15 protein-coding genes are annotated in these 20,170 nt (G+C 70.3%); 8 read left to right on the plus strand and 7 right to left on the minus strand.

Features of this window, described 5'->3' with window-relative positions:
* Nucleotides 1-19 precede the first annotated feature (19 nt).
* Nucleotides 20-1,432, plus strand: coding sequence for a condensation domain-containing protein (locus AB0I69_RS39375; protein WP_363100568.1), 1,413 nt, complete (start codon nucleotides 20-22; stop codon nucleotides 1,430-1,432).
* Here the strand turns inward: AB0I69_RS39375 and AB0I69_RS39380 are convergent.
* Complete coding sequence (locus AB0I69_RS39380) at nucleotides 1,419-4,547, minus strand: discoidin domain-containing protein (protein ID WP_363100569.1); 3,129 nt, start codon at nucleotides 4,545-4,547, stop codon at nucleotides 1,419-1,421. The two genes, AB0I69_RS39375 and AB0I69_RS39380, sit on opposite strands and share 14 nt — an antisense overlap.
* A gap of 468 nt (nucleotides 4,548-5,015) precedes the next feature.
* Between AB0I69_RS39380 and AB0I69_RS39385 the strand changes: the two genes are divergently transcribed.
* The 5 genes from AB0I69_RS39385 to AB0I69_RS39405 are packed head-to-tail and all read left to right on the plus strand — an operon-like array spanning nucleotide 5,016 to nucleotide 10,920.
* Nucleotides 5,016-6,341: an extracellular solute-binding protein gene (locus AB0I69_RS39385; RefSeq protein ID WP_363100570.1), complete on the plus strand. Its 1,326-nt coding sequence runs from the start codon at nucleotides 5,016-5,018 to the stop codon at nucleotides 6,339-6,341.
* Nucleotides 6,338-7,291, plus strand: a complete 954-nt coding sequence (locus tag AB0I69_RS39390; protein WP_363100571.1) for a sugar ABC transporter permease — start codon at nucleotides 6,338-6,340, stop codon at nucleotides 7,289-7,291. The genes AB0I69_RS39385 and AB0I69_RS39390 overlap by 4 nt, the downstream gene beginning before the upstream one ends.
* Nucleotides 7,291-8,163 (plus strand): carbohydrate ABC transporter permease, encoded by an 873-nt coding sequence (locus tag AB0I69_RS39395; protein WP_363100572.1) that lies wholly within the window; start codon nucleotides 7,291-7,293, stop codon nucleotides 8,161-8,163. Before AB0I69_RS39390 ends, AB0I69_RS39395 begins: the two co-directional genes overlap by 1 nt.
* A gap of 4 nt (nucleotides 8,164-8,167) precedes the next feature.
* A complete protein-coding gene (locus AB0I69_RS39400; protein WP_363100573.1) occupies nucleotides 8,168-8,779 on the plus strand; it encodes a hypothetical protein in 612 nt (203 codons plus the stop codon).
* A 17-nt stretch (nucleotides 8,780-8,796) separates the two neighbouring features.
* Nucleotides 8,797-10,920 carry a hypothetical protein gene (locus AB0I69_RS39405; protein ID WP_363100574.1) on the plus strand — a complete coding sequence of 708 codons (2,124 nt, stop codon included), beginning with the start codon at nucleotides 8,797-8,799 and terminating at the stop codon, nucleotides 10,918-10,920.
* Between the two features lie 14 nt (nucleotides 10,921-10,934).
* Here AB0I69_RS39405 and AB0I69_RS39410 read toward each other — a convergent pair whose 3' ends face one another.
* From AB0I69_RS39410 to AB0I69_RS39435, 6 genes are all read right to left on the minus strand, one after another.
* Nucleotides 10,935-11,936 (minus strand): hypothetical protein, encoded by a 1,002-nt coding sequence (locus AB0I69_RS39410; RefSeq protein ID WP_363100575.1) that lies wholly within the window; start codon nucleotides 11,934-11,936, stop codon nucleotides 10,935-10,937.
* A gap of 29 nt (nucleotides 11,937-11,965) precedes the next feature.
* The gene (locus AB0I69_RS39415; protein WP_363100576.1) at nucleotides 11,966-13,246 is read right to left on the minus strand and encodes a transporter; all 1,281 of its coding nucleotides are present in this window, start codon (nucleotides 13,244-13,246) and stop codon (nucleotides 11,966-11,968) included.
* A 3-nt stretch (nucleotides 13,247-13,249) separates the two neighbouring features.
* Nucleotides 13,250-13,849 (minus strand): hypothetical protein, encoded by a 600-nt coding sequence (locus AB0I69_RS39420; RefSeq protein WP_363100577.1) that lies wholly within the window; start codon nucleotides 13,847-13,849, stop codon nucleotides 13,250-13,252.
* Nucleotides 13,846-15,975 (minus strand): hydantoinase/oxoprolinase family protein, encoded by a 2,130-nt coding sequence (locus tag AB0I69_RS39425; RefSeq protein ID WP_363100578.1) that lies wholly within the window; start codon nucleotides 15,973-15,975, stop codon nucleotides 13,846-13,848. Before AB0I69_RS39425 ends, AB0I69_RS39420 begins: the two co-directional genes overlap by 4 nt.
* 100 nt (nucleotides 15,976-16,075) lie before the next feature.
* On the minus strand, nucleotides 16,076-17,674 hold the full coding sequence (locus AB0I69_RS39430) for an FAD-dependent oxidoreductase (RefSeq protein WP_363100579.1): 1,599 nt from the start codon (nucleotides 17,672-17,674) through the stop codon (nucleotides 16,076-16,078).
* A 42-nt stretch (nucleotides 17,675-17,716) separates the two neighbouring features.
* Nucleotides 17,717-18,817, minus strand: coding sequence for a LacI family DNA-binding transcriptional regulator (locus tag AB0I69_RS39435; protein ID WP_363100580.1), 1,101 nt, complete (start codon nucleotides 18,815-18,817; stop codon nucleotides 17,717-17,719).
* Nucleotides 18,818-19,082: 265 nt separating this feature from the next.
* Here AB0I69_RS39435 and AB0I69_RS39440 point away from each other — a divergent pair, with 265 nt between their 5' ends.
* Together AB0I69_RS39440 and AB0I69_RS39445 are read left to right on the plus strand one after the other, a co-directional pair.
* Nucleotides 19,083-19,775 (plus strand): DJ-1/PfpI family protein, encoded by a 693-nt coding sequence (locus AB0I69_RS39440; RefSeq protein WP_363100658.1) that lies wholly within the window; start codon nucleotides 19,083-19,085, stop codon nucleotides 19,773-19,775.
* A 54-nt stretch (nucleotides 19,776-19,829) separates the two neighbouring features.
* Entirely contained in the window at nucleotides 19,830-20,132 is a 303-nt protein-coding gene (locus AB0I69_RS39445; RefSeq protein WP_363100581.1) for a hypothetical protein, read from the plus strand.
* Nucleotides 20,133-20,170 lie beyond the last annotated feature (38 nt).

Below are 20,170 nucleotides of genomic sequence, written 5' to 3' on the forward strand. Positions count from 1 at the left end.
AACGGAGAGCCCTGTGCGCATGAGTGACCTTCAGCGGTGCGAGATCCGACCCGGACGACTCGTCGAGTGGACGCTGCACCCGACGGCCGTAGGAGCGGCGCGGGCACTTCCGGACGACGCGCGGCCACCGGCGTACGTGCAGGAGTCCCACATCCGTACGGCGCGCACGGTGCGCGAGGACGGGCTGTTCGTGCCGACCTGGCTCGGTACCGCCTTCGACATGCCGGGGCGGATCGAACTCGACGTCCTGCAGAGCGCGTTGCGGGCCTGGATGCTGCGGCACGAGACGCTGCGCAGCGGCTTCCGGTGGGCCGGTGACGAGATGCGGCGCTTCACCCTGGACGCCGACGCCGTGGCCCTGCACCGCGAGGACGTGGGGGAGTTCGCGGACGCGGTGACGCTGACCCGGTACATGCAGGACCGTTTCGATGTGACGGCGGACGCGCTCACCTGGCCGAACTTCCTGTTCGCCGCGGTCGTCCGCGACGACGGCACGAGCGTCTACCTCGCGTTCGACCACAGCAACGTCGACGCCTACTCGCTCCATCGCATCGCGGGCGAGGTCCACGAGCTGTACGCGGCCGGCCTCGCCGGGAAGGCGGTCGAGTCGGTGCCCGTCGCGAGCTACATCGACTTCTGCGCGGGCGAGCGCACGGACGCCGACCAGATCGACGACACGCACACCGTCGTGTCCCGCTGGCGCGAGTTCATCGCCCGCTGCGACGGCAAACTGCCGAACTTCCCCGTCGACCTCGGCCTCGACCCCGAAGGGCCGCTGCCCACCCAGAAGTTCCTCGAGGAGATGCTCGTCGACGACACGGACGCGGCGGCCTTCGAGGCGTACTGCCGCCCGTACGGCGGAAGCCTCGTCGGCATCCTGGCCGCCGTCGCCCTCGCCGCCCGCGAGATCAGCGGCCTCGACGTGTACCGCACCGTCGTGCCCTTCCACACCCGGGCCAAGTCCCGCTGGGCCGACTCGGTGGGCTGGTACGTGGGCGGCGCGCCGATCGAGATCCCCGTCGAGCACGCGACGGACTTCGACGACGCCCTGCGTATGGTCCGCGCCACCCTCCGCGAGAACCGGCCGCTGGCCCGCATGCCCATCGCCCGCGTACTGCGCCTGCTGGGCGCCGACTTCAGGCCCACGTCCCCCGACCTGTACTCGATCGTCTCGTACGTCGACTCGCGCGCCCTTGCCGGTTCGGAGCGCTGGCAGGAGCTGAAGGCATACGGGCTGATCCGCGTGTCGTACGGCGACCAGGTGTGCGCGTGGGTGACCAGGGTCCACGAGGGACTGCAGTTCGCCTGCCGCCTTCCGGACAACGACATCGCGGACAAGAACATGCGGCTGTGCATGGAGCTGGTGCGGGAGCGGCTTGTCGCGGTGGCCCGGGAGGCGCGGGTCGCGGTGGCCGGTCCTACCCGATCGTGAGGGCGACGAGCGAGCAGGGGGCCGAGGCCGATGCGGTGACCCGCAGTGCCACGTAGCGCGCACGGCTGTCGGTGCGCAGGACACCCCGCGCCGACAGCCGTGCCGCTCCGCCGTACGTACGGCCGTCGAGGCTGAACTCGGCCTGGGACGCCGGGACATGACCCCCTCGCCACCGGGTCCGGATCTCGGTGATGTGCTGTTCGGCACCCAGGTCGACGACCATGCGGCCGTCCTGACCGGGGGACCACGCGGTGGCGGGGTCACCGTCGACCGCCGCCCCGGGGTCGGTCATACCCGGCGGCAGCGGTGCGGTCGGGAAGGTGGTCCGGCCGAGCGCCAGGTCGGCCAGGGGGTACGCCGTGGCCCGTGGCACGGTGACAGTCGTCGTGCGGCCCGCACGGACCGTGACGTCGAGGCTCCTGCCCTGCGCCGCGACGGTGACGCCGCAGGAAGGCCCGGTGAGCCGTACGGTGCGGCCGTCCAGCACCTCGGCACGGAGCCCGGCCGGCACGCGGCGACCGGAAAGGACGATCCTCGGCGGCGCCAAAACGGCGGAGGCAGCGGGCAGTTCGACCTGGAGGGCCGTGCCCGACTCGGTGACCGTCTGCGTGCCTTCGTAGAGGCGGACTCCCTCGGCCGTCGAACCCGGGATCGTCACGGTCGTGGTCACGGCATCCGAGGAGAGGTTGAACAGGCTCAGGTGGTGCTCGGTGACGGCCGCTCTCACCTGCGGGGACTGCGCCGACGGGGTCCTGCGGGCGGCCGTGGCACGCAGTTCCCCGGGGGTGGCGGCGGGCAGTGCCTCGACCAGCAGGCTCTCGGCCGGTCCGTCGGAGAGGACGACCGTGTCGCCGTACACCGCAAGCGGGTTGGTGCCGCCGCGTACGACGAGACCCGCACGGCCGTCCACGTCGAGCCACCCGCCGCGGCTGGTGAGGTCCGGTCGCGGCCAGGTGACCAGCTCGGTCCACTGCTGCCCGTCGGCCGAGCCCTCGATCCGGTACGCGCGGGCCGCCGCGGCCTCCCAGCGCAGAGTCACCCGGTCCACGTCCCGGGACGCGCCCAGGTCGACCGCGATCCAACTGTCCGCCCGCGGACGGTCCGTGCGCGACACCGCCCAGCGACTGGTGGCGTCACCGTCGACGGCGAGCGCGGGTTCCCTGCCCGGGTCGAAGGACGAGGCTGAAGCCGTGACCCCGACCTCCCGCGCCAGGTCGGGTCCTGACACACCGTCACGAATCTCGAAGGCGAACAGCGAATAACCGTACGACGGGTCGGGACGCACCCCGAGCATGCGCAGACGGCGGAACGGGCCGCGGGGAAAGGTGAGTTCGTCGACGCGCGGGCCGGTGGTCGTGCCGGCATCGTCTCCGGCCGCGACCGTCGTGCTGCCCTCGGCGGCCCGATACGTACGGCTCCCGTCCAGGCCCGGCATCCCGGGCATGGCCAGGTTGCGGACCTCCAAGTGGCCCTCGCCGTACGCCGTTCCGGACGTCGCGTACACGACGGCGCCGGACGGCAACGTGGTGAACCCCGCATGCCCGTTGTCCAGGGTGAGCAGGGTCGCGCTGCCGTCGAAGCCGTCCCGCAGCCGTGAGTACGTGACGACCGACCGCCCGGTGACCTTCGCGCCGGTGCTCGGCAGGAACATCGAGGTCGTGCCGCCAATCGCGAACAGCCAGTCGTCATGGGCCGGTTGCCAGGCGAACTTCACGAAGCCGGACTTGCTGACCGCACCGGACCACGCGCCCGGCGACTGATGCGAGACGAGGCCGGGACCGGAGCCGTGGTCGGTGACGCCGCTCGCGCGCTCGAACAGTTCGCGCTGAGACAAGGGCTGCACGGGCGGCTTCCCCGACCGGGCCCGCCACTCGTGCAGGAGGTAGCTGATGGCCAGTTCGGCCCGGGCCTCCGGTTCGTACTTGGGCTCTCCCGAGAACTTGGCGAGCCGGTACTGCGGCGGATACGCCTGGTATGCCTCCAGGCGCTCCGCCAGGGCCAGTTCGCAGCGGGCCGCCGTGCGGTCGCCGAGGACCTGGGCCAGGAAGGCGAGCGGAATGACGTCCCGGCCGTAGAGGTGCTCGCGGTCGGCGACCATCGGCATCAGGGGCTCGCCCGCGTCGCTCATCACGCCGAGCAGGGTGCGCCACAACGGCCCGGCGTTCGGCTGCGCGGTGAGCACCTCGGGCAGGGCGCGGCCCGCGAGCAGGAAGTGGACGCTGTTGCGGGCCGACGTGCGCCAGAGTTCCTCCTGGTAGTGCGGGCCGAACGAGCCGTGGTTCTCGACGATGAACGTGTCGTACAGGTTCTGCGCGGTGTTCGCGCTCACCGAGATCCCGTCCACGCGGGCCGGGTTGGCGAGGTCGGCGGCGGGCAGCCCCGCCTCGTTGCGGCTCCACCGGCCGAAGGCGGCGCGCCATGCCTCGTACCGCGGATCGTCGCCCGCCCAGGCCAGACCGGGCGCCAACGACTGGGCGTAGACGCCCATTTCCTCCAGCTTGGTGTCGCCCTGGAAGCCCCCGCTCAGACCGTGCGGGGTCCAGCCGGCGGAGGCGGGATCGTCGCCCGTGCCCAACTGTGCGGTGTACTGCGCCTGTTCGCGGACGATGGTGTCGACGTTCCGGCGGGTCGCCTCGTCGAGGTCGTCCCACAGGAGGCGGGCCGCGAGGACGAAGTACGACTGGAAGGTGGTGTCGAAGAACAGGGTCCGTCCCCATTCGGTGCCACCGGTCAGCCGGTTGGACGCCGCGAAGTGCCGCACGGTGGCGACGGTTCGGGCGTGCAGGGTGTTCCTGTCGACTCCGGCGCGCTCCGCGTCGTAGGGGCCGCGGGTCAGCAGGACGGCGTTGCCGAGTACGACCGCGAAGCCGAAGTCCTGGGCGGTGTAGTGGCCTTGGGCCGCGTCCCACTGCTCTTCCGACCATCGGGTGTGGGAGAGGAGGACGCGGTAGTACGTGTCGGAGACGGAGTCCGTCGGCGGGGCAACTGTCGCTGCCGCTGTCGCGGCGGAGGCCAGGACCGGGGCCGGGGCGAGGCCGATTCCGGTCGCGATGCCGGAAGTGCCGAGCAGCCGCATGAGCTGGCGGCGGGTGAACCCCACGGCGTGCTGCGACATGGACGCAACCTTTCGACAACGTTGTCAGGGCGTGCGGTCATTCTGCGGTCACCGCGTGTGCACGTCAAGGCTCCCGGCGCCCCCTGTGGTGCCCGGCGATTCACATGGACCGACGGCTCGCGCGCACTCCATGTCGGATCAAGCATTTGCTGCAGCACCGTTGACCGACCGGACGAACGCCACCTACGTTTCCTGGTGGTGAAAGCGCTTGCCACCGGACACCGTCCGTCCGGCGTGGCCCGATGGGCCGCGTCCCCGAACCATGTCATTCGCCCAGCCGGCGGAGAGATCCTCGCGACGACGCGCACGTCGCGGTCTTCCTCCCGGCGGCTCCCCCCACCCGCAATGACCGACGACCCTCGACGGTGATGCACGGGCCCCGGCCGGCCCTCCGCACCTCCTGCCGGCGAGGTCACCCACTCCTGACCTCCGACATCGATGTCGAAGCCACGCCCAGGAGGCATCGCCATGACACGACCCAGCATGCGCCGCAGACGAGGCACGCTCGGCACCGTCGCAGGTACGGTGCTCGCCCTGCTCCTCGCCGGCCTGACCGGCTGCGCCGACGGGCAGAGCACGGAAGCGGGCGGGAAAGTGACACTCACCTTCGCCTGGTGGGGCAACGACGACCGCGCTCAACGCACCGACGAGGCCGTGGCCCTCTTCGAGAAACGGCACCCGAACATCTCGGTGCGCACCTCCTTCGCCGGCTACCCGGCGTATGTGCAGAAGCTCGCCACCCAGGCGGCGGGCGGCGACCTCCCCGACGTGGCACAGCTCGACTACCGGCAGATATCCCAGTACGCGGGCAGCGGAACCCTCCTGGACCTCAGCCCCTACCTCAAGAACGGCACGCTCCGGACCGCCGACTTCGACAACACCCTGACCAGCACCGGCGTCTACGACGGCAAGCAGTACGCCCTCCCGATGGGCAGGGGCACGACCGGCATCGTCTACGACGCCGCGGTCTTCAAGAAGGCGGGAGTCGCGACCCCCCGCCCCGGCTGGACCTGGGACGACTGGGCCGAGGCGGGCAGGAAGATCAGCGCGCTCGGTATGAAGGGCCCCAACGGGCATGCCTACACCGGCCTTTCCGACCTCGGTGTGAACGAGGACGCCTTCGAGACCTGGCTGCGCGGCAGGGGCAAGGAGCTCTACGCCTCCGAGCACCGACTCGGCTTCACCGCCGACGACCTGACCGCCTTCTGGACCTTCACCGACAAGCTGCGTCGCGAGGGCGTCCTCTCGCAGGCCAGGGACACCGCCCAGGTCGGCGGTGCCGTCGAGGACACCCCGATGGGGCGGGGCCTGGCCGCGACCGACTTCAACTGGGACGCCCCCTTCCTCGGCTATCCGCCCCTGCTCGGCGACCAGGTCCACCTCGCGCCCGTCCCCACGACCGACGGCAAGGTGGGCCAGTACTTCAAGCCGACCATGCTCATCGGCGTGGGTGCGGGGACCCAACACCCCAAGGAGGCCGCCGAGTTGATCGACTTCCTGCTCAACGACCCCGCCGCGGGCAAGATCCTCGGCGTCACCCGCTCCACACCTCCCAACAGGAAGATCGCCGCGGCGATAGGCAAGACCCTCACCGGCCCGGAGAAGGAGGTCTACGACTACGGACGCGAGATCGCCGCCCACGGCACGTCCGCGCCACCCATGGCGCCGCCCCGCGGCGACGTCGTCCTCCAGGTCTCCTTCACCCGCGACTACCAGCGCGTCTCCTACGGGATGGAGAGCCCGCGAGGAGCCGCCGAGGAGTACGTGGCCGAGGCGAAGCGGGAGCTGCGATGACCACCACAGCCACCCCACCGCCCCGCACTGCACACGCCACCGCGGCACCACAGGAACACCGCAGGCGCGTCCAACGCAGCGGCCCCGCCTACGTGTTCCTCTCGCCGTGGATCCTCGGAGTCGTCCTCCTGACGCTCGCCCCCATGGCCGTGTCCCTGTACCTGTCGTTCACCGACTACGACCTCTTCGACCCGCCCAAGTGGGTCGGACTGCGCAACTACACCGACATGTTCACCGCGGACCCGAGGTACTGGCGCTCGGTGGGCACCACACTCCTGTACGTCGTGGTCGCCGTCCCCCTCAAGCTCGCCCTCGCACTCGGTGTCGCGCTGCTGCTCAGCACCACGCGCAAGGCCAAGGGTTTCTACCGCTCGGCCTTCTACGCCCCCTCCCTGCTCGGCGCGAGCATGTCGATCGCGCTGGTGTGGCGGGCGCTCTACAACGACGGCGGCACCGTCGACGAGCTGCTGTCCTCCATCGGCATCCACACCGGCGGCTGGGTGTCCGACCCGCACCTCGCGGTGTTCGTCGTCGCGCTGCTCACCGCCTGGCAGTTCGGCGCCCCGATGGTCATCTTCCTGGCCGGGCTGCAGCAGATCCCGGCCGACCTGTACGAGGCCGCGGCGCTCGACGGCGCCGGACGGTGGCGCCGGTTCGTGTCCGTGACGCTGCCCATGCTGTCCCCGGTGGTCTTCTTCAACCTCGTCCTGGAGACCATCCAGTCCTTCCAGGTCTTCACGCCCGCGTTCGCGATCAGCGGCGGCAACGGCGGACCGGCCGACTCGACCGAGTTCTACACGCTCTACCTCTACGAACGCGGCTTCTCCGCCTCGCACATGGGCTACGCGTCCGCCATGGCCTGGGTCCTGCTCCTGGCCATCGGCGCGGTCACGCTCGTCCTCTTCAGGACCTCGCGCTCCTGGGTCTTCTACGCCAACGAGGGGGCCTGATGGCCACGACCGTGCCCAGCCTCAAGGGCAACGCCGGACGAACGCGCACCGTGACCGTCGTGAAGCACCTCGGGCTGCTGGCCGCACTCCTCGTCCTGCTCTACCCGCTGGCCTGGCTGCTCGCCACGTCACTGAAGCCGGCGAACGAGGTCCTCACCAGCCTCAAGCTGCTGCCGAGTCACCTGGAGTGGTCGAACTACACCACCGCCCTGGACGGTGTCAGCGGTGTCTCCGTGTCCCGGCTCCTGCTCAACTCCCTGTTGATCAGCGTCGGTTCGGTGATCGGGAACGTCGTGTCCTGCTCCCTCGCCGCCTACGCCTTCGCGCGGCTGCGCTTCCGGATGCGGGGCCCGATGTTCGGCTTCATGATCGCCACGATGATGCTGCCGCACCACGCCGTGCTGATCCCGCAGTACATCATCTTCAACAAGCTCGGCATGGTGGACACCTACTGGCCGCTGATCCTGCCCAAGTTCCTTGCCACGGAGGCATTCTTCGTCTTCCTCATCGTCCAGTTCATGCGCGGCCTGCCTCGCGAACTGGACGAGGCCGCCCGCATCGACGGCTGCGGACCGTTCCGCATCTTCTGGTCGGTCGTCCTCCCGCTGACCCGGCCCGCGCTGATCACCACCGCGATCTTCACCTTCATCTGGAGCTGGAACGACTTCTTCACCCAGCTGATCTACCTCTTCGACCCGGAGAAGTTCACGATCACCCTCGCCCTGCGCAACTTCGTCGACCAGTCCAGCACGTCCGCCTACGGCCCGATGTTCGCGATGTCGGTGATCTCGATCGTGCCGATCGTGCTGTTCTTCTTCGCCTTCCAGCGCTACCTGGTGCAGGGCATGGCGACCTCCGGACTGAAGGGCTGAGCCCATGAGTTCCTTCGTGCCCCAACGCCGGGAACCCGGCGAGCTGTTCGGCCCCCGCTTCACGCTCTTCGCCGACATGCTCGCCGTAGGTCTGGCTACGTCGGTCGCCTCACTCCCGCTGATCACGGCTCCTACGGCACTCGCCGCGGCCGGTGCCGTCCTGCGCCGCTCGATCCGCGAGGACCGGCCGGTGACCATGGGGGAGTACGCCGCGGAGTTCCGCGCGCACGGCCTTCGCCGTTCCCTGCTGGCGGGCGTGACGGTCTTCGCCGCCGTGACCCTGGTCGTCCTCGACCTCGCGCTCGCGAGGGCAGGCCTTCCGGGCGCCCGTCCGGTGTCATGGGCACTGACCGTTCTCGCGGCCACGGGACTTGTCCTCGCCCTGCGCGCCGCCGCTGATCCGGAGGTGGCGCGCGGCTGGCGTCCGGCCCTGAACCGGGCCGCGTCACGCTCTGTCGCCGACCCGGCGGGCTGCGCGCTGATCGTGGCAGCGGTCGGTCTGTGCGTCGCGTTCCTGTGGATGCTGCCGCTGCTCGCCCTGCTCCTGCCCGGGCCACTGGCCTTCGCCATCACGGCCGTCGAATTCCGCATCGAGCCTCCCGCCGACGAAGGGTGATCCCTGCGATGTCTCCCGTGAGCCGCCGATCCTTACTCGGCGCGGCCTGGGCCGCCTTCTTCGCGGCAGGCACCGGATCCGCCGCCGCGGTGTCGGACACCATCCGACACAGATCCAGGGACTGGACCTTCGAGAACGACTCTCTGCGCGCCACCGTGACTTATCGGAACGGCGGGATTCAGCTCACCGGACTCCTCAACAAGCGGGCCGGGCGGGACTACTTGAGCGCGCCCTCGTCGCTGTTCGCCCACGAACTCGACGGCACCGACACCGTCCGCGCGGACGACGGAGGCTGGCGGTTGGGAGCGGCGAGCAGGGAAGTCATCGCCGTACGCACGAAGGAGAGATCCTGCCGGGTCGGCGAGCGCGTCCGCATCCCCCTGCACAGAACCGCGCCCCGCCCGCTCCGCGTCACCCTGGTCTTCGAGATCTACGACGGCGACGCGGGCCTGCGCCACTTCACCCTCGTCCGCAACGAGGACCCGGCCCGCGAACTCACCCTCACCCGCTCCACCGTGATCGAACTACGTTTGCCGGACGAGCCGCACACCCTGCACTACGTCCCGAACATGAAGTGGTTCAGCACCCGAGGTTCGCTGAGCACGGAGCCCGTCGGCAGGTCCTGGCCGAAGAAGGCCCTCGCCGTGTACGACACCGGCGACGGCTGGAGCGTGAGCCCCGAGCTCAACTGGAAGACACAGCGCGGCAACGGGAATTACCCGACCGACTACATGCTGCCGCCGTTCGCGGGCATCAACGCCTGGCACGAGCAGGACACCGTCTCCGTGGACACACACCCCGAAGCGCTGCAACTGACGCTGCTGCCGGGGGAGGAGTTCGAGTACCTCGCGGTGAACCTGACCGTGTTCGAGGGAGATGTCGTCGACGGCAAGATGGCCGACGAACTGCACTTCCGCAAGCGCTTCAAGTACCACCACACCACGACGCTCTTCCACCAGAACGACTGGGACTACCGCGGTGGCTCGGGCCGTGAACTGCCGGCCGGGTACTACTACGACACGGTCATCCCGCAGACCAGCCGGGCCGGCCTCGACATGGTGATGCTCGACGACTACTGGAACACCACCCGCGACTCGATCGAACCCAGCGACTCCATGAAGAAGTCCATCACCAGCCTGGCCACGCTCTCGAAGACGCTCCAGGACAACGGGCTCGGCTTCGGCCTGTGGTTCTCCCTGACGGGAGACGGCCACCTGTTGGGCCGCGACCTCGCCGACCCGGCCCAACTGGCGTACAAGAGAGGCCAGATCGAGACGCTGCTCAACGACTACGGCGTCACCCAGCACATGATCGACCTCACCGAGTACTGGCAGAACGAGCGGACGACCGCCTACTCGCACGCGGGCGACAACGTCTACCGCAAGGCCGTCCTCACCAGGACCATGCTCAACGACCTGGTGACGAAGAACCCCCAGTACCTCCCCAAGCTCACCAGCGAACTCGACATCGCCCCCACCCAGGGCGACCGCAACAACGGCCTGCTGCACATTGCGTACAACGGCTGGAACACCTCCAACGGAGGCATCACCGGAGAGGACCTGTCACTGCGCACGGCGCTCACCGCGTTCGGACACCTGCCGATGGGGTCGACGTACATGAACGGCGGCAGGATGACCGGCCGCATGGAGGACTACTACTCCTACCTTGCTGTCCGCGCCGTCAAGTTCGGCCAGGACCCCGGCGACGCGACCAAGTGGCCGGAGGCGGCCGTGAAGTTGATGGGAGTCTTCAACGCCTGGCGCAAGCGGCCCGAGATCATTGCCCTGACGGACGGTCAGTTCCTGCCCGTGTACCTGGGCCAGGGCTGGGACACGACCGAGTGGGACAGCAGCAAGGGCCCGTACGTGTGGATGTGGGCGGACGCCCGGCGCCGTACCGCTCTCCTCATCGCGACCGCGGCCGGAACACCCCAGAGCACGGTCGACGCGAAGGTGCGCTGGCTGAAGGAACGCACGACCTATGCCGTCACCGACATCACGATTGACGACGACGGCAGCCAGGCCCACACCGCGAAGGGCGAGTTCACGGGTGGGCGGCTGCGTGCCGAGGGACTGCCGATCGACCTGTCCGAGAACACCTCGAAGGGCAAGGCGTTCTGGCTGGAGGCGGTCGGGCGGTGAAGTGGCCTGTCCGGTCAGCCCCGGGCCACCGCGATGGACCCCGCGAGCCGCTCTCCCGCCTCGTAGACCATGTACGGGACACCGCCGTCCGTGCCGAAGGACGGCGACGCGGAGCGGCCGTTCTCCGGAGCCGTACTGCGTGAGTTGTAGAAGACACCGAGGTGGTTGCGTTTGCTGAAGTCGTTGCCGACCTCGGTGATCATGATGTCGCCGCCGCTCTCCTTGTCCTTGTTGTAGACGACGTAGGTGCTGTTGTCGCGGTAGAGAAGGTGCGGGCCGCCGATGTTGACGGCGCCGACGTCGCTGTGGCTGACCAGCGGCTGCTGGTCGTAGGTCCAGGTGCGGGCGTCGGCGGACCAACCCCAGTGGATGTCACGGTGGTTGGTGGTGTTGTTCAGCATGAAGACCATCACGTAGCGGGCGCCGCGTGCGGGCAGGTCCTGCCGGAAGACCCGCGCGTACGACGTCTCCGTGGTGCCCGCCGGGAGCATGGACGCCGACAGCACGACCTTGTCGTACGTGAAGTGGATGCCGTCGGCCGAGCGGGCGAGGCGGGTCGTGGTGTTCTCGCCGTGGAAGTACAGCCAGAACTCCTTGGCGTCCGCGTTCCACAGCACGTGCGGGGACGAGACATGGCTGACGGAGTAGTACGGGGACCACTTGTTGGAGACGATCGGGTTCGACGGGTACTCCGTGAACGGCCCCTCCAGCGAGTCGCCGTAGGCCAGGCAGATCCCGCCGGGCGCGTCGTGCGGCGCGTAGTACAGGTAGTAGCGGCCGAGGGGGGAGGCCAGCTTGTCGTAGACGCCTCTGATGGTGGGGAAGATGATCTCGCCGGTGGGGTTGTACTTCAGCTGAGACGGCGTCAGAAGGGTGCGGACGTAGGCGTAGTCGGGGAATCCGCCGGGCGCCGCGGACGCGGACTGGGCGCCCAGGGACGTGCCGACGGCGAGGGCGGCTCCGGTGGCGGCGGTGGCGCGCAGGAAGAGACGCCGGTCGAGGTGCTGTTCGGGCATGGGGGCTCCAATTCCGGAAGGTGTACGGCTCAGAGGTAGGTGGCGGCGGTGACGCACAGGCCGCCGAGGGCGACCGCCCAGACGTACGGCAGGGTGCGCACCATGACCTGGTGGGGAGTGACGCCCGCGTACTGGGCACTCCACACGGTCTGAGTGCTGGTGGGGTCGGCGACGCCGAAGACCTGGTTGTACGAGGTGGCCATGCCGAGGACCGCGGCGGCGGGGTAGATGCCGGTGGCGATGAGGACGCCGGCGATGCCCGCGCCGAGACCGTAGATGTTGAGCGGGCCGCGGTAGAGGCACAGCGGGACCAGGAGGGTGAACACGACCACGAACGCCACGGTGTTGTGCGGACTGACGGCCTTGACGAGCGGTTCGAGCGCGTCCACGGTGCCCGGCAGCTTCACGGCCGCGAGCAGGACGCCGATGGCGATGAACAGGGCAATCGGCGGGGCGGCCACCTCGAAGCCGCCGTACAGGGTGCGCAGCAGCCGCTTGTTCATCGCGCCGGGCCGGGTCGTGGTGACCAGTGCGTACAGGACGCCCGCCAACAGCGAGGGGATGATGGCGAGTTCGAAGCCCAGGGCGAGGACGAGCGGGACGGCCGGGGCGAGCAGCGCGTACCAGGGCGCGTCGCCCAGCTCCTTGCGTCGTGAACGAGGCTTCGCGTCAACGGACTTGAGCGACCAGGCGTGCTCGGTGCCCCGCCGGCGCGTCTCCACGAAGACGAACGCGAGGGCGGCGACCAGCGCGAACGGGAACAGCTTCACCATGAAGCCGCGCACGGTCGGGATCGGCAGCTCCAATGCCGTGGAGAAGAACTGCCACACCGGCAACTCGAAGGGGATGCCCACGGCGATGCCCATCAGCACCGTCCCCGCGGCCGTCACCTTGGGCACGCCGACGGCGATCATCGCGGGGATGCCGATGATGCCGGCGAGCATGGCGGCGGGTGCCGAGCCGGTCACCGTACCGACGAGTGCGGACACGCCGAGGACGCCGAGGGCCACCACGGTCGGGCGGTCACCGCCGAACTCGACGATCTTGCGGACGAGCGTGCCCGCGATGCCGGTCTCGTCGAGGAGCTTGCCCAGCCAGGACCCCAGAATGATCGCGATCATGGTGGCGGCGAGGGTCGGCGCGCCTTCCTGGAGGACGGTGTCCAGCACGCTGTTCTTGCCGGTCAGCGGTGCCCCGGCGAGGCAGGCGATGACGATGGCGAGCAGCACCAGCGCGAAGGCGGTGGGCAGTCTGCGGCTGAGCATCAGGGCGACACCGGCCGCCATGACGAGCAGGATGACGACACCCATGGGTCACTTCTCTCTTCCGGGCCGGGGGAGTGCCGCACGCAGCGCGGCGGTCAGAAGCAGCGGGCTGCGGCCGAGTCCGCAGACGGTTCGGGCGTAGGCGTGCGCGGCGACCTCTTCCGCACCGGCGACATGACCGGCCACGCGGTGGCGTCCGAGGCGCAGCACGGTGTGGCCGAGCGCCTGCCTGAGCGCGGCCTTCTCGGGTCCGTGGTGGAGCCGGGCGTGCACAGTCTCGTGGGCGAGAGCGGCGGCGCGCACCGAACCCGGCGGGTACCAGGCACGCCAGCCACGGACCTCGACCAACTCCTCGGCCAGCGCGAGCGTGTCGGCGTACAGCTCGACCGTCGGGGGCCGTGACGTGTAGCGGGCGAGCAGCATCAGCTCCAGCCCGCCGTCCCGCTCGACCACGCGCGCGGTGGAGGGGATGGGCGCGAGGTGCGCCCCGAACTCGTCGGCTCTGCGGGCCCATTGGCGTAGCAGATCGCGGTCGCGGCCCTCGTGGGTGGGAGTGGCGGCCAGCAGCCGCACACCCCATTCGAGGTCGTCAACGGACGCGAGATCTGCCAACCCCCGGTCCTGGAGGGCGAGTTCGGTGGGCGTCATGACCGCACCTCCAGGACCGCGACCACCGGCTCGTCGGCCGCGCGGGCCCGCAACTCGCTCTGGGCCAGCGCCAGTAGGGGGTGCGGATCGAGGACACCGGACAGGTCGGCGATGCGGGAGCCGAGCAACAGCCGCAGGGCGGGAGCGCGTACCCCGCCGTCGCCGTACGAGGTGGACTCGCCCACCAGCCGGGCCAGCACCTCCGGGGCACCGGCCACGGTGGTGGTCTCCACCCGGGCGTCGGCGGCGTGATGGCGTACGACGCCGTCCACGTCGACGATCCGGATGGGGCGGCGGGTCGGCCGTAGGCGGCGGCGTGTCTGGGTGCCGTAGACGGTGTGGGCGGTGGTGCTCGCGAGGACGTGGACCGCTGAGGGGTCGGTCTTCAGGCTGGCCGCCGCGGCATGGAGCCGCTCGGTGTCGTCGGCGCGGTGGGACCGGTCCTGGGTGCGCAGTTCGGTGGCGCCGGTCGCGACCGCGCGCACGGTGTTGGTCTGCGGGTCGACGGTGACCTCGACCTCGACGCCTTCGGCGGCGGCACCCTGTGCGACGACCGCCCGCTCCGCCTCGGCCCGGACGGCGAGGATCTGCTCCTGTGTGGCGCCGGGCACGATCCGCTCGACCTGTTCCCGTACGAGCGCCAGGGCGACCCCGATGGGGCTGATGACCTCGTTGTGGCGGGCGATCCGCCCCTCCATGCCGCTGGCGTGGGCGAGGTGCGGGGTGACGGACGCGGCACCGCCACCTCCTCCGACGAGGACCGCCGTGTCCTTGTCGAGGCGGTAGTCGCGGACCATGGCGTCCACCACCGTCTTCACCTGGGCGACGCCCGCGTCGAGGATCCGAGTCGCCGCCGTCACGACGTCCGTGCCCAGATGCGCGGCCAGCGGCGCGATCGCGGCACGCGCGCTCTCGGGATCGCACTGGGCGAAGTCGCCCTCGGGCACGCGGCCGAGAGCATTGGCGGCGCAGGTCATCGTGACGGCGAACCGCCCGCCCGCCGCGTCGAGCACGGCGTAGTCGGCGGGGTCGCCGTCCATCGGCCGGACGGTGTCCACCCTGGCGTCGCGCAGCTGGTCGGGGGAGGCGAAGCAGGCGTACGGCAGTCCCGCGATGTGCGCGCTGCGCGGCCCCACACCCGTCACCCGGCCGTCGCCGATCCGCACCATGGAACCGCCGCCGACACCGACGGTGCGCACGTCGAGGGCATTGAGATACGAGGTCCTGCCGAGGATGGTGGCGTGCCGGACGGCGACCTTGCCGCGGCGCACGACGCTGATGTCGGTTGAGGTGCCGCCGGTCTCCAGGAACACGCCCTCGCTCACCCGCTCCTGCATCAGCGCGCCCGCGACCCCGGCGGCCGGTCCCGACAGGACCGTCAGGAGCGGTCGGCGGCGCATCTCGTCGAGCGCCATCACACCGCCGTCGCAGCGCATCACCATCAGGGGAGCGGTCACGCCCGCCTTGGTGATGGAGGCGTCGACGAGGTCGGCGGTGGCCAGCATGCGGGGCAGGATCGCCGCGTTGACCACGGCGGTTCGGGTCCGCTTGTGCAGTCCGTACAGCGAGGTGATCTCGTGCGCGGCGGTCATCGGCAGCCCGTACGGCCGTGCCGCGTCCAGGACCGCCTGCTCGCCCTCGGGGCGGTCGACGCTGAACGGCTGGCTGGCGACGAGGACTTGAGCGCCTTCGCCCTTCACCTCCTCGACCGCGCGTCGGACGGCCGCCGTGTCCTGAGGGTCGGTGACATGGGCGTAGACCAGCGGAAGCCGTTTGCCGGGGGCGAGTTCGAGCTTTCCGAACGCTGCGAGGCGGCGGGTCAGCACCGCGCCGGGACCGGTCCCGATGCCGATCAGTCCGACGGTCGCGACGTCGCCCTCCAGGAGGGCGTTGGTCGCCTGGGTCGTACCGTGCGCCAGGAAAGCGACGTCCGCTGGGGCGCGGCCGGTCTGCTCCAGGAGTCGGTCCAGCGCGACGACGATGCCGTGCGCGACACCGTCCTCGTGATGGTGGCTGGTGGGGACCTTGACCTGCCCCAGGAGTTCGAGGGTCGTGGCGTCCACGGCCACGGCGTCGGTGAAGGTTCCGCCCACGTCGATGCCGACGCGGATGCGGGATGTGTTCATGTCCTGGCACCTCCTTGTGCTGGGATCGGTTCGCGCGGGCGGTCACCGGGCGGGGCGGACGGAGCCGCCCCGCCCGAACTCCCGTCCACGCGGGGGTGGTTCAGTAGCCGCGTACGTCCGGCCAGTGGCGTTGCACTCCGTCGCGGTCGAGCAGCCGCGCGAACTCCTCGAACCGCTTGTCCTCGGCCTGCACCTGATGCGGTTCGACTTCCTCGGCGACGCAGTGCGCGGCCAGGGCACCGGCGACCTCGCCGACGTTCCACTCCACCGGGTGGAGCCGGTAGCAGCCGTTGGTGATGTGGGTGGTGCCGATGTTCTTGCCGGCGGGCAGCAGGTTGCGTACCCGGCGCGGCACGAGCGCGCCGAGCGGGATCTCGAACGGCACGGACCCGATGTCGATGTAGCCGTCGCCGCCGGTCGAGGGATGCAGGTCGATGCGGTAGCTGCCGACACCCACCGAGTCACGGTGACGGGTACCGCCGTAGGGCCCGACGAGGTCGATCGCCACGTCGTGCTCGGTGACCGTGGTGACCGCCTTGATACGCCGGGACTCGCGGACGTACGGCGCCTTGGCCAGACCGTCCGCGGTACCGGTCATGTCCGGTCGGATCCGCAGCCCCGGGAAGCCGGTGCCGCCGTCCGAGCGCGGCGCTTCCGTCTGCAGCCAGTACAGGAGCGACAGCGACAACTGCCGTGCCCCGCGCAGCGCTTCGGCCTCCTGGCCGATGTACGGCTTGAGCCAGTAGTCGTTGAGCGGCCAGTTGACGAGCGTGATGTCGGAGTCGAAGGCGCCCGGCGCGTGCAGCTTGCGGGCGAGGATGCGGCGGAAACCCCACAGTTCCTTGTCGCCGGCATCGGCGCTCTGGTCGGCCGAGATGCCGAGCGGATCGAGATCCGGATTCGGTACGAAGGTCCGCGGCACCGGCTCCAGCGTGCGCGGGTCGGGCGCCTCGAAGCCGAGCAACGGGCCCGGCCAGAAAGAGGGTTGGTAGGTGCGCCAGAAGCCGTAGTCCTGCGGGCGGTCGATCGTGTAGTCCTCGCCCTCGTGGTGGGAGAGCGCGAAACAGACCGTGATGCCCTGCTGGTTGAGAGGCTGAGCCTCGTCCGGAGCGTGCGGTTCGTCGAACTCGCCGCGCGCTTCTGCCCCGTTCGCGTGCTCGACGCCCGCGAGGTGGAGGAGTTCACCCGTCTCGGTGGCGTCCAGGACGTACCGCGCGGTGAGGGTGCGATGCGCCCCGTCGCGCAGGTCCTCCAGCGTCACCGACCGTACGACATCGTTGTCCGACTCGGTGGAGATCGGCCGGTGTTCGGTGAGTACGGTCAGCCGTCCCGCTGCCCTGTGGGGTGCGAGCATGCCCTCAAGGACGGCGAGGGCGACCCGCGGCTCGTGGCAGAGCTTGCTGACGCGGCCCGCTCCCGGGTTGAGGTCGGCGAGCGCCAAGGCCTCGGCCCGCAGCGGGTACCAGTGGCGGTAGTACCGCCGGATCTCCTCGCGCAGCCGCCGGTACGAGGCGGTCGTCCCGAACTGCTCGACCCACGGGTGCTCGTCGGGCGGTACGGCCTGGCTGGTGAGCTGGCCGCCGATCCAGTCCGTCTCCTCGGTGAGCACGACGCTGCGTCCTGCCCGGCAGGCGGCGAGTGCGGCGGCAACGCCACCGAGACCGCCGCCCACAACGAGGATGTCGGCTTCGGATATCACGCTTCTCCTTGATGGGGGGATGGGAGTCTGCGGGGACCGTGTTCAGGAACGGTCACGCGGCGGCCCGGCCGTCAGACCTGGCCGGAAGACACAGCCGACGAGTGGCTCTCGCGCCTCCTCACCCGCGACGAGCGCGGCCAGCAAGCGCACGGCCGCGGCGCCCAACTGCGGCCGGGGGATGTCGAATCCGGTCGGTTCGGGCTCACCCGCCAGGTCGGAGGGCGGACTGCCGAGCAGGGCGAGAGAGACCTCGCCGGGGCAGTCGAGGCCCGCCCAGCGTACGGCGGAGAGCAAGGCCCGCCAGGCCGCCCCGGTGTCGGTCTCCTCCGCGACGAAGGCCGTCACCCCGTCGCCGACCCAGGCGCGCAGCCGTTCGGGCGTAAGGTCCCGCTGCGGATCCGCGGACCGGAAGACGGTCGTGGGCCCGGAGGGCAGACCTGCCGCCTCCAGCCCTTCCAGAAAGCCGCGTTGACGGTCCGCCGAAGCGGGCGCGTCGTCGTCCTCGCGGACGAGCACGATCCGCCGATGCCCCGACTCGGCCAGATGGCGCACCACTTCACGCGTGGCCTCGACATAGTCCGCGCCCACCCATGCCACGCCCTCCAACTCCTCGCGGCGGCCCAGGTGGACGACCGGGAAACCGTCCTCGACCAACCGCTTGAGCTCGGCCCGCGGTGTGTGCCGGCCGAGGAAGAGACAGCCGTCGGCGAGCCGGACCCGGCTCAGGGCGTCGGGACCCGCGGCCCCTGCGCCGCCGGTGCTCGACCCGGTGAACAGCACCAGGTCGTAGCCGAGCGCCGCCGCCTCGCGCTCCACGCCGACCAGGAAGGGGTAGTACGAGTGCTGCACCTCGGTCGGGAAGGTGGCGGTGAAGCTGAAGACGCCGAGGAGGTTGTTGCGGGCGGCGGCCAGGCGCCGGGCGGCCGGGTCGGGAACGTAGCCGAGGCTGCGGGCCGCGTCCAGGACCCGTCGGCGGGTCTCCTCGGAGATGATGCGTCCCTTGGCGTCGGGCTTCGGGGAGAGCACCAGCGACACGGTCGCCTGGGACACTCCCGCCAGCCGAGCCACCTCGGCCTGCCGGGGCCGTGACGTACGCCCGGCGGGAGCGGGCGTACGTCCGGGCCGCTTTCTGTGTTCCTCCACAGTGGTTTCTCTCCTCCAGGGCAGGGTCCGGCGCGATCGGTGGCGCTCGTTAATGCGTATTAGTTAATGCGCATTAACGAGAGACTGTGCGCCTGTCCACCGGGTGGGTCAAGCCTTGCGGCAGAAGTTTCCGTGGGGTCGGCTCGGCGTGGCGAGATCCCGTCGGACCCTGTCACCGAGCCCTCTGGTTGCCTCCCACACCCCGCTTCTACCGTCGAAGGACAGGCCGGTGATCACCGGCAGCCCCTACGACGGAAGACGCCACATGCACGTCCAGATCGTTCTGTTCGACGGCTTCGACCCGCTCGATGTCGTCGCTCCCTATGAGGTCCTGTACGCCGGCGGCACCGCGTCCGACGGCGCCGTCACTGTCGAGCTGGTCTCTGCCGAAGGGCCCCGGGACGTCGTCAGCGGCACCGGCGGCCTGACGCTGCGGGCCACCGGCGCACTCGATCCCGACCGGGCCGGCCTCGTTCTCGTGCCGGGGGCCTCCGGCCGGGTCGGGGAACCGGGCGAGGTGCCCGACACCGATGCCGACAGCGCAGCGCAGTGGCGGCAGGACGAGTTCATCCCCGTCCTGCTCGGACGCACCCTGACCACCGAACTGCCCGGGCTGCTGAAGGCCGCCATGGACAATCCGCGGATCACCCTGGCCGCGGTCTGCGGCGGCTCGCTCGTCCTCGCCATGGCCGGACTCATCGAGGGACGCAACGCCACCACCCATCACCTGGGCCTGGACAGGCTCGAAGCCACGGGCGTCCACGCCGTCCGCGCCCGTGTCGTCGACGACGGCGACCTGGTCACCGGCGCGGGCGTCACGTCCGGACTCGACCTGGGCCTCTACCTGCTGGAGCGCGAGATCGGTCCGCGGATCGCCCACGCCGTCGAGGAACTGTTCGCACACGAGCGCCGCGGCACCACCTGGCGGGCCCACGGTCCTGCCCCCGCCGCCCTGTGACCCCCGATCCGCCTCCGCACCGGCTCCGCCGCTCGCCACGAGGAAGTACCACTCATGCCCATTGAAGGCGTCTGGGACCTGACCATCGCCACGCCCATCGGCCGCATCAAGCCCGTCATCGAACTGAGGCGGGAGGGCGCGGAGTTCATCGGAATCGCGCACGGCGCAGGCGAGGAGGTACCCCTTCGGGACGTCCTCGTCGACGGCGACCGCATCACCTGGAAGCAGTCGGTCACCAAGCCGTTGCGCCTGAACCTGACCTTCGCGGTCACCGTCGACAGCGACGCCCTCACCGGCACCTCGAAGGCCGGTCGCCTCCCTGCCTCAAAGGTCACCGGCCGACGCCGACCAAAGTGATGAGACGCAACAGGTGATGCGCCGCTCTCCTGAATTAC

It is taken from the genome of Streptomyces sp. NPDC050508, from assembly GCF_040655155.1.
In the GTDB taxonomy this organism is placed as follows: Bacteria; Actinomycetota; Actinomycetes; order Streptomycetales; family Streptomycetaceae; genus Streptomyces.